This is a genomic window from Gordonia sp. PvP123 (genome assembly GCF_040547295.1).
Lineage (GTDB): Bacteria > Actinomycetota > Actinomycetes > Mycobacteriales > Mycobacteriaceae > Gordonia > Gordonia terrae.
This window is the reverse complement of sequence record NZ_JBEPPN010000011.1, coordinates 115,921-127,924: the sequence shown is the minus strand read 5'-3', so window position 1 is coordinate 127,924 and position 12,004 is coordinate 115,921. Positions and strand designations below refer to the sequence as shown.

Genomic DNA, 12,004 nt, shown 5'->3' with positions numbered 1-12,004 from the left:
ACGGCGTGCTCGGATCGTGGGATCACGGGTCAGGCGACTCAGACGGCTGCGGCCAGTTGTCGTGCGTAGTACACGCGACCGGAGACGTCGCTCATCGCCCAGGGTGAGGTCGCCGGGATGTTGGTGACGTGCATGACGCCGCCCGCGCCCCGGACCCGCACCTGGATGTAACCCGTCGTGCGCCGCTCTTTCATGAGCAAGAACAGCAGACTCAGAAAGCAGACCAGAAAGAACCCGACCAGCGCCAGCACCAGGCCCGTCTGCGACATCTGTTCGGAGGACACGGACATGTCGGTGACCTCCCACTGCGAACCCGCGAGTGGGAATGTGCCCGACGGCGTGATCACGTAGTGCTGCGTGCACGTGATGTCGCCGATGACCACCAGCGGCGGTTCGGGCAGCGCTGCGGCACCCGCGTCGACGTAGGGGCCGCCGTACGCGGGAGCCGGACCGGCGCTCGGGAATTGGGCCGGATGCGAGTAGTCGGCAGGAGTCGGCACGAATCCGGGGCTGGAATCGTACGCGTTCGGCTGAGGTGGCAACGGACGTGTGCCGTGATCGTCACTGCCCGGGTAGGTCATCCAGCAATGGTGGCATACGCGTGTGTGTTTCGGGTCAGGTGGCGTTGCGCTCGTCTTCGAAGGCCTCGAGCACCTCGTCGACGGTGTCGTCGTCCCCGACGAACTGCTCCGGATGGGCGCCCTCGGACATGAGATGCCGCCAGTTGAGGGGGTCGAACTCGACCGGCGCGTGGCGCGAGATGAAATCGATGACGACTCGGCAGAAACGCTCCGGATCGTCATGGAACGGGAAATGGCCTGACCCGGTGAAGGTCTCGAACTCGGAGTGGGGGATCGCCGAATGCGCCAGTTCACCGTGGTGGTGCGGGATCACGATGTCCCGGTCGCCCCACACGAGCAGGACCGGCAGGCGCTCGGTGAGGTAGCAGCGGTCGAGCATCGTGACGGATTGCCCGCGCCAGTCGACGACGGCGCGCAACGTGCGGAGGAAGGCTGCCGATGCGGTCGGGTCGGCGAGCCCGCCGAGGACCCGCATGAGGTCCTCGTGGTCGGCCAGGAGATGTTCGGGTGTCGCCGAGGACGGGAACAGGGGCGGCGCCGGAGCGGCGACGATCGCTTTCGCGAGTGTCGTGAGACCCGGGACCACGCCGGGGACGCGGAGCACCGACAGCACCTGCGGGACGACGGGCAGCGAGAACAGCCGCAGGGCGGGGTTGACGTCGCGGGTGACCCCGCCGGCCGCGACCAGCACCAGGCGCTCGACGAAGCGCGGAAACTGATAGCAGAACTGCATCGCGACGCCGCCACCCAGTGAGTGGCCCACGACCGTCACCTTGCTGATCCCCAGGACGACGAGAAGGTCGCGCATCCCGTTGGCGAAGGCGGGCACCGAGTAGTCGGCGCGGGGCTTGTCGGAGTTCCCGTGCCCGAGGAGGTCGGGCGCGATGACGGTGTAGTGCTGCGCGAGGATCGGGATGACCTCGTCCCACGTCGACGAGTTGTCGCCGATGCCGTGGATGAGCAGCAGCGCGGGACCGCTGCCGGCGATCCGGTAGGCGCGGCGGTAGCCGTGAATGGTGTGGTAGTCGACGCGGACGTCGGTGCGGGCCACCGTTCGCAGCGTCGGGCCGGTTACGGTCGGGGACGAATCCCGATGCGTGGTGGGCACTGCGTCTCCCCTCGGTGTCGCGCGTGCGGGCGTCAGGTCGCGTCCTCGGCGACGGACCGGTACACGGCCGCGGCCGTCGTACTCCTCAGACGTCGAGTAAACCGCATCCCCGGCCGCCATGCGCGTCGGGTCCGGGCGGGGTCGGGGTTACCGGGGGCTGAACGATTGCCGACGCCCAGCCGGTGGAGCCGGTCACCGTACTCCACTGGGCATTCCGCCCCACTACTGTGGGATTCGATGAATCCCTTCGACATCGAGTCATTCGTGGCCACCGGTGGCCTCATCGGTCTCTGCGTGCTGATCTTCGTGGAGACCGGAATCCTGGTCGGCTTCATCTTTCCCGGTGACTCGGTGCTCTTCACAGCCGGCGTGTTCGCGGCGCAACCCGATCCCTTCGCGCCGCTGTGGCTGCTGTGCCTCGCCGTGCCGCTGGCAGCGATCATCGGCGACCAGTGCGGTTACTTCATCGGCCGCCGGGTGGGTCGTGGTGTCGTCGAGGGCAAGCTGATGCGCACCATCGGACCCGAGTACCTCGCCAAGACCAACCACTACTTCGATCGCTTCGGCCCGCTCACCGTGTTCTTCGGCAGGTTCATCGGCATCGTCCGCACTCTCACCCCGCTGGTCGCCGGGTTCAGCGGCATGCCGCACCGCACGTTCACCTTCTTCAGCGTGCTGGGCAGTTTCGTCTGGGCGGCCGGGATCATCCTGCTGGGCTACTTCCTCGGCAACGTCCCGGTCATCCGCGACAACATCGAGATCTTCATCATCGCCTCGGTGTGCACGATCGTCATACCGACATTCATCCATCTGGCGCGGCGGTGGCGGATCGCGCGGCGGGACCGGCGAGCGGACCGCTCGGAAGCCGCGTAGGCGTCGGCGCCCTCGGCATCCGGAACATCACCGGAGGAACGGCTCCTCCCGGTGCGCGGGACCTCCGGAGAAATCGTCGGCGATGGTGGCCGCCAGCTCGACGAAAGAACGCTTCGTCGGCTTCGACATCAGTTCCAGGTCCACATCCGCGCCTTCGGCGAGGTGATCGTCGAACGGGACCTTGTGGACGGCGCGGCATCGCGTGAGGAAGTGCTGGCCCAGCTGGTCGGTGTCGATGGTCGACGAACCGGGCCGCGACGAGCTCAGGACGACGACGGCCCGCGAGACGAGATGTCCGAACCCGTGCGCCTCCAGCCAGTCGAGGGTGGCCCCGGCGCTGCGAGCACCGTCGAGAGCAGGAGAGCTGACGAGGATGATCATGTTCGCGAGATCGAGGACGCCGTTCATCGCCGAGTGGCTCAGGCCGGTGCCGCAGTCGGTGATGATGATGTTGTAGAACCGCTGGAGCACGGTGATGACGCCCCGGTACTCCTCCTCGTTGAACGCCTCGGCCATCGCCGGATCTCGCTCGGAGGCAAGGACTTCGAGTCGGCTCGGGGCCTGCGAGGTGTGTGCCCGGACATCGGAGTAGCGGTAGACGTTCTCGTCGGCGAGCAGGTCGCGGACCGTCGACCGTGTCTGTTGCGGAATCCGTTGTGCGAGTGTACCGAGGTCGGGATTGGCGTCGACGGCGATGACGCGGTCGCCGCGCAGCGAGGCGAACGTGGAGCCGAGGCCGACGGTGGTCGTGGTCTTGCCGACGCCGCCTTTGAGTGACAGCACAGCGATGCGATAGTCCCCACGGACCGGCCGGTTCACACGTTCGAGCAGCTGCTGGTATTCGATGTCGCCCTGCGACTCTCCGGGATTGATCGCACCGGCCGACAACGTGTGCACCGCGCGACGCCAGCCGCGGCTAGGGGCACGACGGGCCTTGCGGATCAGCGCGACCTCGTCGAGCGACGGGCCTCCCGGCGGCGGCCCGTATCCGTGCTGCATCGGCTGTCCGGGGAAGGGCTGTCCAGGGAAGTTCGGGGCAGGGCCGGGGCCGGGACCGACCGGAGCGGGACCGACCGGAGCGGGACCCGGGTGTGGGGGCGGTTGGTGAGCGGTGACCGGCATCGACTGGTGAGCAGGTCCCGGATCGCCCGGATGAGACGCGGGCGGGACGGGCGGCGGAGGAGCCAAGCGCGGGTCGACGGGGTGCGGCGATCCTCCGGACGCCGGTGCCGGCCCGCTGAACTGGTCGGGGCCGAAGTGATCCGGGCCGAGGTGATCCGATCTGGGGCCGGGCGGAACGTGCGGCGGCCACGGGGCAGCGGTTGGATTCGTCGGCGGCGGAAACTCGGGACGGAAGTGTGGCGACGGAGCCCCGCCGGCCGGATGGGGATCGGCGGGCGCGGCTCCGGGGTACGTCGCCGGGCCGAATTCGTGGACAGGCGGGTGTGGGGAGTCGTGTTGATCGGACATCGGAGCGACGCGGCCGGCGTCGGCCTCGGGTCGCGGGGGAGTCGGTGCGCCGGCGGGTGATCCACTGTCATTCGGATGAGCGGACGGCCGGGTCGGCGGTGGCGGCCCGGAATCGGCCGGCGGCGGCGCGAACTGCAGCCACGGCGGCGGCGCAGGCGCGTCGGCATTCGAGCCGTCGGCCCCAGGTCCGTCGGGCCTCGTGGGGTTCTCATACGTCATCGGGGAATCCTCTGGTCAAGCGGCCGGGCGCCGATCGCGACAGGCTGCGAGTTCGGCGAGGCGTGCAGCGAATCCACCCCGTTTTGTCGATCAACCCCGGCTGCGTCCTGCGGCAGTCTACCGAAGCCCGTCGACCTGGTCCGGACGAGATCCACACACCGTCTCAGGGCATACGTTTGGCATTGCGTATCGCTGGTGTGGTGGCGTTGAGGTGAGTATGGCAGTATCAGGCACTCACACATGTGCGCAGCGGGGTGCGCGGATCTTCACGGATCCGCATGTGGGAGGTCTGCTTCCGTCGAACGAGAATTCGATGGAACCGAAAGGGGCCCCGGCTGCGTCATATTCGGCGTGAAGGGGGTGCAGCTTTCCATGACCTACTCCGACGATCCTCGGGATCCCGTCGACGGTGACGCCGACGACCCGTGGGCGGTGATGCACGAGTACACGACCGCTCGATCCCGATCCGGCGGGCTCGGCGTCCGAACCACCGCCCAGGGCCTGCCCGTATCGGTCCGTATCGAACCGTCTGAGCTCGCCAAGGACCCGGCTCTGCTCGCCGGTGACATCCTCCGACTCTGTCAGCAGGCGGCGATGTCCGCGGGAATCCGGCTCCGCGAGAACCTCCTTGCCGCCGGCATCGACCGTGACCTCGTGCAGGAGATGCAGCTGCCCCGCCCGGACGATCTCGCGCGAGCCGAATGGCGCGACGACGAGGAAGCCGACGCCCCCGCGTCGTGGTTGCAGCGATGACCTGGGGAATGGACGAACTCGAGGCGCGCGCGCAACGGCAGCTCGACGGCCTGCACGAGTTCCAGGAGAAACTGCGCGGGATCTCGGTGCGGGAGACGTCGTCCGACGGGCTGGTCACCGCCGAGGTGGACGGCAAGGGCGCGCTCGTCGACCTCGAATTCGCCTACGGCGCCAACGAACTCGGTGCGAGCCGCCTGGCCGACCAGGTCGTGACGACCGCCGCGCTGGCCGCGCAGAAGGTCTACGCCCGGATCGCCGCGGTGACCGAGGAGTTCAACGAGTCGTTCGGCGACATGCTGGCCGCTCGTCCGGCCGAATGACGGGTTCGGCCGACACGGAATCGTTTCATCAGACTCACGAGAACGAGGGGGTTCGAGAATGACGGACGTCAAGGTGACGCCGGAGGTGCTCGAGGGCTTCGCCGCAACGAACGCTGCGATGGCGACCGCGGTCGGGACCGCGGGTTCCATCGACGCCGCGGCCAACACGGCAGCGATGGTCCCCGTCTTCGGGCTGATCGGCCAGGAGTTTCTCGCCGCGTTCATCGCGGCGCAGGCCAGTCATCTCATGTCGGTGGGCCAGCTGGCGGCCGTACACGCAGCCACCGCCGCGTCCACCGCGGCGGGTCTCGCCGAATTCGAGGGCACCGATGCCTCGAGCGCCGCGGCCATCCGCTCGGTGCTGTGACGGTTCCACCGCAGATGCCGGCACCACCCGGCATCCCCGATGTGCCGGCCCTGAACCACATGACGGTGCAGCAGATGATCGAGGCGACACCGCTCGGGCCGATCCTGGACCGAACCGTCGCAGACGTGCTCGGCGGGATGGGGTTGCCGCCGCTGCCCGTTCTGCCGCCGCTGCCGCCGCTGCCGGGACTGCCTCCGCTGCAGCCGCCGAATCTGGACATGTTCATCAAGCCGATGACCGATCTGCTGGGTGGTTTCGGCACCGGTGACCTCTCCGGCGGCGGCTTCGACCCGACGGTCATCTTCGAAAGCCTCACCAAGGTGCTCGAGACGTCGATGACGATGGGGCAGAGCGCACTCAAGCTCGCCGACCAGTTGTGGACCGGGCAGGGTGCGGTGAGTGCCGGCGCCAAGACCGCGGAAGCAGGTGCCAACAGTTCGTCACTCGCGACGCAGGGCTCCGGGATCTCGCTGGACACCAAGACCGCTGCCGCCATCGTCGCGAAGGGGCTGGCGGTGGTGCAGGGGATCATCGCGGCAACAGTCGCAAAGATCACCAGCATGGCGGTCCCCATGATGATGACACCGGCGGTCGGCGCGGGCTTCGCGGCTGCGGCCGGGTTCGCCTCCATCGGACTGTCGCAGGCGACCGCCGCGGTCGCCGTGACCCGGGCCGAACTACTCGGCCCGACAACTGCCATGGCGGTGAACGGAGCACCGGTCGCGGTCACCGGCGCACCCACGGCCGGCGCCGGACAATCGCCGTTCACGCTCGCGAGTTCCATTCTCGACGTCGTGTCGCCGGCCATGTCCACAGCCACCGAGTTGCCGACCTCCCTGATGCAGCCGATCAGCAAGATGCTGAACGTCGATCACGAATCGCCGGCCGTGGTCCCGGCCGCGCTGTCACCGAAGTCCAGAGGCGGCGGTGGCGGCGGTGGGGGAGGCGGCGGTGGTGGCGGCGGCATCGGCGGCGTGGGTGGAGTCATGACGCCGCTCGGTGCTTCTCGGCCGACCGTCCCGACGAACTTCTCCCTCGGCGAACCCGCCCTCGGGGGATCGACGACGGCCAGACCCGTGACCGGACCCGCGGCGATGCCGATGGGCGGCGCGCCGATGGCCGGTGCCCCGATGGGTGCGGCCGGTGCGCGGGGCGCGGGCGCCGCAGAAGACCAGCACGCGGTCCCCGACTATCTGGTCACCGAGGACAACGGTCGTCGCGTGGTCGGTGAGTCACCCGAGGTCGCGCCGGCTGTCATCGGCTTCGACGAAGCCGCCGACAGCGATCCGAGTCCGGACATCGAACTCCGACTGGGCGTGCCCGGTCCGAAACGAAACGAGGAAGTATGAGCAACTCCCGACTCCGCGTCGAACCCGCCGAACTGATCTCGGCGGCAAGCGACCTCGACCGGATCGCCGATCGCCTCGAACTGGCGCTCACCGGCGCGGGCCGCGCACTCCCGGTCGCGGCCCAGGGCCGAGACGAGGTGTCGACCGCGGCCGCCGCGAGCTTCACCGCGGTCGCCGAGAAGTTCGAGACGGACACGGCGACGGGAGTCACGGAGATGCGGAAGATCGCCGCCGTCCTCCGAGCGCAGGCCGCCGGCTTCATCGAGGGCGATGCCGCGGCGTCGGACGCCTTCCGGGTGGCGCTCTAGTAGCGCCCGAAACATTCTGCGCAGCAGCGCCACTCAGCTCACACACCCACAATCCGCCGGCATCGAAGGGAGGCGCTCGTGATCGGCTTCACCGGAGTCAACTGGGACACCCGTCCGACCGAACAACTCGCCGCCGACCTCGGCGCGGGGCCCGGCCCCGCGCCGCTGGCGGAAGCCGGGCTGGCCTGGGCCGCCCTCGCCGCCGAGGTCGGGGAAGCGGGCGTCGAGTACGCGGCCGTGCTGGCACGGCTGGGCGCACACTGGCAGTCAGCCCACACAAGTGCGGCTTTCGAGAAACTGACGCGGTTGGCACCATGGTTCGCCGACGTCGCGGCCGAGGCCGTCGAGAATGCGGCGCGCGCCGAATCGCAGGCCGCAGCCATCACCGTCGCGCGGCTCAACATGCCCGACCTCGCGGAGGTCGACGTCGTCGAGAAGTTGCATGAGATCGCCACCACGGCCACGGCGGTCGCCCCGATCATCGCCGGCGCCGCCGCCCAGGCCGAGCGCGCGGTCGCGCACCAGCGCATGCGCGCCGCGCGGGTGATGCAGACGTATGAAAACGCCACCGAATCGGTTGCCGCGCCATGGGAATCGGCACGGCCGGCGCCGGTGCTGGTGTCCGGTGACCCGCTCGCTGCCGAGCAGGCGGCCGCAGCGCGTGCATCGGCACCACCGCTGCCGACTCCGGCGTCCGCGGCGCCTCCCGGTGCGGTGACGCCCGTGGGCTTCGGGGGAGTGTTCGTACCGCCGCCCGAGAAGCTCAAGTACGCACCGACCATCGTGGCGAGCAGCTCACCGCAGGTCACCACCACGACGCCCGGCGGGGCGCCGGCCACGTCGGCTCCCGGTCCGGGTCCCGGCGTACCACCTCCGGTGGCCCCCGGCGTCGCCGCGGCAGACCGCGGTGCAGTCGTTCGCACGGTCGCCGCTGATCTCGACTCGCCGGACGCACCGACGTCCTCGGCGAGCGAAACGACGGAGCAGACGGCCACGTGGGCCGATCTGGCCACGTCGGATCGCCCTGCCGCACATTATGTCTCGGAGCCGGACACCCACCTCCGTCCGGATGTCGATCCCCGATACCTGTCGGAGACGCTCATGCTCGGCAACCCGGGTGAGCGCCGATGATGCCGATCACGAACGACGCCGGGCTGCTCGTCGACGCCGCGGTCCTGCGCAGGCTGGGCGAACGCTTCGGGGTCCAGACCTGGCCGGTCGTTCTCGATCTGGGCGACGTCGCCGAGAATGACGGCGCTGACACGGAATCCGTTACGACCGCCGACTCCGACTCGGACTCCGAAGCCGACGCGACGATCGAGGCACTCGGACTCGTCGAGCACGGCGAGCCGTCGGCGTGGGCCGCGACGGTGCTGAGGGTGCTGGCGCAACCATGGCGTGAGATCGAGATCCGATCGTTCTCCGACGGTGCCGTTCGCCGAATATGCGTGGCGCGCAACGGTCACCAGCATGTACTCGCGAAGCGAACCGGGCCGGGGGTCGACATCACGGTTGTCGACGTCGGCGATGTGGCGGAACTCGCCGGCATCGTGCGGGCACAGTTCGACGCACCCGGGTCCGATGCGTCGACGCCGGCTGACTTCACGGCCTTCGCGGCTCCGTCCGACGAGGTGGTCGACCGGCTCGGCCGCTGTCGGACGGGAATCGAGACGACCGACGCCCTGCACGCGCTGGGAGCGACTCCGGCGGATGCCGCCGTCGTGTCGGCCGCCTTCGCGTCGTGCCGGACGCGCACCGAGATCGTCGCCTCGATGAACGAGGACGGACGATTCGCTCAATCTTCTGGAGCTGTGGCGGTTTTCGACACCGAGCGGGGTCGAATCGTGTCCAGTCCCAGCAAGTCCCCGGACGGTCGGGTGTGGACCACCTTCTCGCCGGGAACGGGTCATCGAATCGCACAGGCGGTCAGCCTGTTGATAGAGACCCTGCCCGACGGGAAATGGATGCCATGATCCGCATCGGGGGATTCCGCGGAACAGACCGCCGCGGGAATCAACTGTCAGGGGTATCTGTGTCACGGATACCAACGGGGGCATCGCCAAACGGTGCCGTTACACAGGAGGAGCACTCATGCTGAACTTGCCCGGAGCAGGCGGCGGCGCCGGCGTCACCGTGAACGTCGCGGACGGACAGGCCACCGCAGCCAAGGTCGGCAGTCTCGTCGAGGACATGAAGGCTGTCATCAACCAGATCGCGCAGCACGCCGGCAATGCGACGCCGACATGGCAGGGCTCGGCCGGCGTCGCGTTCGACGGAACGCACACCGACTGGAACAAGGCCGCGCTGACGATGAACCAGCTGCTGGAGCAGATCAAGACCCAGCTCACCAACGGCTTCGCCGGCTACGAGGACCAGGACGCGGCTGCGGCGCGCGGATTGAACACCAGCGTCTGACCACGGCCTGCCTTCTCAACTCCACGTTCTGCGAAAGGAACATCCATGAACGGCTCGATCAATTACGACTTCGCCGCTCTCGGCGATCTCAGCGGCGGCCTCCGGGCTGCCTTCACCCAGCTCGAGGACCTCAACTCTCAGCTCAAGGCGCAGGTCGCCGCGCTCGACGGGAACTGGAACTCGCAGCAGGCCAAGGCTGCCTACGTCGACGCGCAGGGCGCGTTCGATCGAATCTTCACCCAGTCTCGTGACTCGCTGACCTCGCTCGAGCAGGGTGTGAGCAACGCCAGCCGCGTCATGCAGGACACCGACGCAGCGATCGGAACGGGTTTCCGCGGTCTCGTCTGACCGCCGAAGCCTCGCACTGCCCAGACGCCAGACGGGGACCCCACCGGGCACGCGCCCGAAAGGGTCCCCGTTCGCTTCGCCCGCCTCCCAGGGCGGGCACAACGGCGTCGGTCAGGAGCCGTCCCGAGGTTTCCGGTGTCGGGCAACTGGGAAAGGTGCTTCGCACGTCGACTGACACGCCTTTGCGGATGTGCTTCGATCCGAACATCGTTCGGATAGCGTAGGCATTCGCTCCAGGCGAGTTCGTCCTCGTCGCACGACCGCGGGTGGGCCAGTGACTCTGGTTCCGCCGGACCATGGGAGGACCCGATGAGTAGCCCGTTCAGGCGCGTCAAGTCGGTCGAGCAATCGATCACCGACACCGACGAACCCGATACCAAACTCCGCAAAGACCTCACCTCGTGGGATCTGACCGTCTTCGGTGTGGCCGTCGTGGTCGGCGCCGGAATCTTCACTCTCACCGCGCGCACGGCGGGCAATCTCGCCGGACCCTCGGTGTCGTTGGCCTTCGTGCTGGCCGCCATCGCGTGCGGACTCGCCGCCCTCTGTTATGCCGAATTCGCATCGACGGTGCCGGTCGCCGGTAGTGCGTACACCTTCACCTTCGCGACGTTCGGCGAATTCATCGCCTGGATCATCGGGTGGGACCTGATCCTGGAGTTCGCGTTGGCGGCGTCCGTGGTCGCCAAGGGGTGGTCCCTCTACCTGGGCAACATCCTCGGGACGTCGGCATCCATCGAGATCACCGACTCCATCAGTTTCGACTGGGGTGCGGTCCTGCTCATCGCGGTCTTGACGGTCCTGCTCGCCCTCGGAACCAAGTTGTCGTCGCGGGTGTCGCTCGTCATCACGACGATCAAGGTCTTCGTCGTCCTGCTCGTCATCGTTGTCGGCGCCTTCTACATCTCGGCGAAGAACTACGACCCGTTCGTACCCCCCGCTGCTCCGCCGGCCGAAGGAGAGTCGGGTCTGCACCAGACGCTGTTCTCGGCGATCACGGGTGCCGAGGGCAGCACCTTCGGGTGGTACGGCCTGCTCGCCGCCGCGTCGCTGGTGTTCTTCGCCTTCATCGGTTTCGACGTCGTGGCGACCACCGCCGAAGAGACCAAGAATCCGCAGAAGGCCATGCCCCGCGGCATCCTCGGATCCCTTGCGATCGTGACCGTTCTCTACGTCGGCGTCAGCCTGGTCGTCTCCGGCATGGTTCCGTACCCGGAACTGGCCGACAAGACGGACCCGGCGACCGGTGAGGTGTCCGGGTCGACCCTCACCACCGCGTTCGAGTATCACGGGGTGACCTGGGCCGGCTGGGTCATCAACCTCGGTGCCCTCGCCGGTCTGACGACGGTCGTCATGGTGCTGATGCTCGGCCAGACCCGCGTCGGATTCGCGATGGCCCGCGACGGCCTGCTGCCCCGATCGCTTGCCCGTACGGGCAAGCGCGGGACCCCCGTGCGATTCACCGTCCTGGTCGGTGTCGTCTCGGGCGTGCTCGCGGCCTTCTTCCCGATGGGGACGCTGGAGGAGATGGTCAACATCGGCACGCTCTTCGCCTTCGTGCTGGTGAGTGTCGGAGTCATCGTCCTGCGCCGGACCCGGCCCGATCTCGAGCGTGGCTTCCGCGTGCCGCTCGTCCCGCTGGTACCGATCCTGTCGATCCTCGCGTGCCTGTGGCTGATGCTGAACCTGTCGGTCGAGACCTGGATCCGGTTCGTCGTGTGGATGGTCCTCGGCGTCGTCGTGTACTTCGCCTACGGCTATCGCAAGTCGGTCTTCGCGCGAAGGGAGCGCGGGGAGCTGGTGGGCGAGGTCGATGCGTCTGCCCACGGGGTCGCCGCCGACGACGGTCCCTCGCGCGGTAGCTGAATCCGACGCCCCTGCCCCTCGGAACCG

General features: G+C 68.4%; 14 protein-coding genes. 11 read left to right on the top strand and 3 right to left on the bottom strand.

Annotation, left to right across the window (positions count from 1 at the left end):
- Positions 1–38: 38 nt before the first annotated feature.
- Both ABIC25_RS20830 and ABIC25_RS20825 read right to left on the bottom strand, forming a co-directional pair.
- Positions 39–581 (bottom strand): hypothetical protein, encoded by a 543-nt coding sequence (locus ABIC25_RS20830; RefSeq protein ID WP_101820553.1) that lies wholly within the window; start codon positions 579–581, stop codon positions 39–41.
- Positions 582–615: 34 nt separating this feature from the next.
- The gene (locus ABIC25_RS20825) at positions 616–1,689 is read right to left on the bottom strand and encodes an alpha/beta fold hydrolase (protein ID WP_354562962.1); all 1,074 of its coding nucleotides are present in this window, start codon (positions 1,687–1,689) and stop codon (positions 616–618) included.
- Between the two features lie 237 nt (positions 1,690–1,926).
- Between ABIC25_RS20825 and ABIC25_RS20820 the strand changes: the two genes are divergently transcribed.
- Positions 1,927–2,562, top strand: a complete 636-nt coding sequence (locus ABIC25_RS20820) for a DedA family protein (protein WP_004023528.1) — start codon at positions 1,927–1,929, stop codon at positions 2,560–2,562.
- Positions 2,563–2,589: 27 nt separating this feature from the next.
- On the opposite strand, the gene ABIC25_RS20815 is transcribed toward ABIC25_RS20820, so the two are convergent.
- On the bottom strand, positions 2,590–4,032 hold the full coding sequence (locus ABIC25_RS20815) for a MinD/ParA family ATP-binding protein (protein WP_435529113.1): 1,443 nt from the start codon (positions 4,030–4,032) through the stop codon (positions 2,590–2,592).
- Between the two features lie 591 nt (positions 4,033–4,623).
- Between ABIC25_RS20815 and ABIC25_RS20810 the strand changes: the two genes are divergently transcribed.
- From ABIC25_RS20810 to ABIC25_RS20765, 10 genes are all read left to right on the top strand, one after another.
- Entirely contained in the window at positions 4,624–5,004 is a 381-nt protein-coding gene (locus ABIC25_RS20810; RefSeq protein ID WP_004023526.1) for a hypothetical protein, read from the top strand.
- An 8-nt stretch (positions 5,005–5,012) separates the two neighbouring features.
- Positions 5,013–5,324: a YbaB/EbfC family nucleoid-associated protein gene (locus ABIC25_RS20805; RefSeq protein WP_033205141.1), complete on the top strand. Its 312-nt coding sequence runs from the start codon at positions 5,013–5,015 to the stop codon at positions 5,322–5,324.
- Between the two features lie 58 nt (positions 5,325–5,382).
- A complete protein-coding gene (locus ABIC25_RS20800) occupies positions 5,383–5,691 on the top strand; it encodes a type VII secretion target (RefSeq protein WP_004023524.1) in 309 nt (102 codons plus the stop codon).
- 14 nt (positions 5,692–5,705) lie between these two features.
- Positions 5,706–7,040, top strand: coding sequence for a hypothetical protein (locus ABIC25_RS20795; RefSeq protein WP_354562995.1), 1,335 nt, complete (start codon positions 5,706–5,708; stop codon positions 7,038–7,040).
- The gene (locus ABIC25_RS20790; protein WP_004023522.1) at positions 7,037–7,348 is read left to right on the top strand and encodes a PE family protein; all 312 of its coding nucleotides are present in this window, start codon (positions 7,037–7,039) and stop codon (positions 7,346–7,348) included. Before ABIC25_RS20795 ends, ABIC25_RS20790 begins: the two co-directional genes overlap by 4 nt.
- 78 nt (positions 7,349–7,426) lie before the next feature.
- Positions 7,427–8,479: a PPE domain-containing protein gene (locus ABIC25_RS20785; protein WP_354562958.1), complete on the top strand. Its 1,053-nt coding sequence runs from the start codon at positions 7,427–7,429 to the stop codon at positions 8,477–8,479.
- The gene (locus tag ABIC25_RS20780) at positions 8,476–9,321 is read left to right on the top strand and encodes an ESX secretion-associated protein EspG (RefSeq protein ID WP_354562957.1); all 846 of its coding nucleotides are present in this window, start codon (positions 8,476–8,478) and stop codon (positions 9,319–9,321) included. Before ABIC25_RS20785 ends, ABIC25_RS20780 begins: the two co-directional genes overlap by 4 nt.
- Before the next feature lie 118 nt (positions 9,322–9,439).
- A complete protein-coding gene (locus ABIC25_RS20775) occupies positions 9,440–9,763 on the top strand; it encodes a WXG100 family type VII secretion target (RefSeq protein ID WP_014927790.1) in 324 nt (107 codons plus the stop codon).
- A gap of 45 nt (positions 9,764–9,808) precedes the next feature.
- Positions 9,809–10,111: a WXG100 family type VII secretion target gene (locus ABIC25_RS20770; protein WP_004023518.1), complete on the top strand. Its 303-nt coding sequence runs from the start codon at positions 9,809–9,811 to the stop codon at positions 10,109–10,111.
- A 309-nt stretch (positions 10,112–10,420) separates the two neighbouring features.
- Positions 10,421–11,977, top strand: a complete 1,557-nt coding sequence (locus tag ABIC25_RS20765) for an amino acid permease (RefSeq protein ID WP_248643249.1) — start codon at positions 10,421–10,423, stop codon at positions 11,975–11,977.
- Positions 11,978–12,004: the final 27 nt, after the last annotated feature.

Bases quoted from the DNA above. Each gene is read 5' to 3' on its own strand.
- ABIC25_RS20830 (WP_101820553.1), bottom strand. From the start codon at position 581: ATGACCTACCCGGGCAGTGACGATCACGGCACACGTCCGTTGCCACCT.
- ABIC25_RS20820 (WP_004023528.1), top strand. From the start codon at position 1,927: ATGAATCCCTTCGACATCGAGTCATTCGTGGCCACCGGTGGCCTCATC.
- ABIC25_RS20815 (WP_435529113.1), bottom strand. From the start codon at position 4,032: ATGTCCGATCAACACGACTCCCCACACCCGCCTGTCCACGAATTCGGC.
- ABIC25_RS20810 (WP_004023526.1), top strand. From the start codon at position 4,624: ATGACCTACTCCGACGATCCTCGGGATCCCGTCGACGGTGACGCCGAC.
- ABIC25_RS20805 (WP_033205141.1), top strand. From the start codon at position 5,013: ATGGACGAACTCGAGGCGCGCGCGCAACGGCAGCTCGACGGCCTGCAC.
- ABIC25_RS20800 (WP_004023524.1), top strand. From the start codon at position 5,383: ATGACGGACGTCAAGGTGACGCCGGAGGTGCTCGAGGGCTTCGCCGCA.
- ABIC25_RS20795 (WP_354562995.1), top strand. From the start codon at position 5,706: ATGCCGGCACCACCCGGCATCCCCGATGTGCCGGCCCTGAACCACATG.
- ABIC25_RS20790 (WP_004023522.1), top strand. From the start codon at position 7,037: ATGAGCAACTCCCGACTCCGCGTCGAACCCGCCGAACTGATCTCGGCG.
- ABIC25_RS20780 (WP_354562957.1), top strand. From the start codon at position 8,476: ATGATGCCGATCACGAACGACGCCGGGCTGCTCGTCGACGCCGCGGTC.
- ABIC25_RS20775 (WP_014927790.1), top strand. From the start codon at position 9,440: ATGCTGAACTTGCCCGGAGCAGGCGGCGGCGCCGGCGTCACCGTGAAC.
- ABIC25_RS20770 (WP_004023518.1), top strand. From the start codon at position 9,809: ATGAACGGCTCGATCAATTACGACTTCGCCGCTCTCGGCGATCTCAGC.
- ABIC25_RS20765 (WP_248643249.1), top strand. From the start codon at position 10,421: ATGAGTAGCCCGTTCAGGCGCGTCAAGTCGGTCGAGCAATCGATCACC.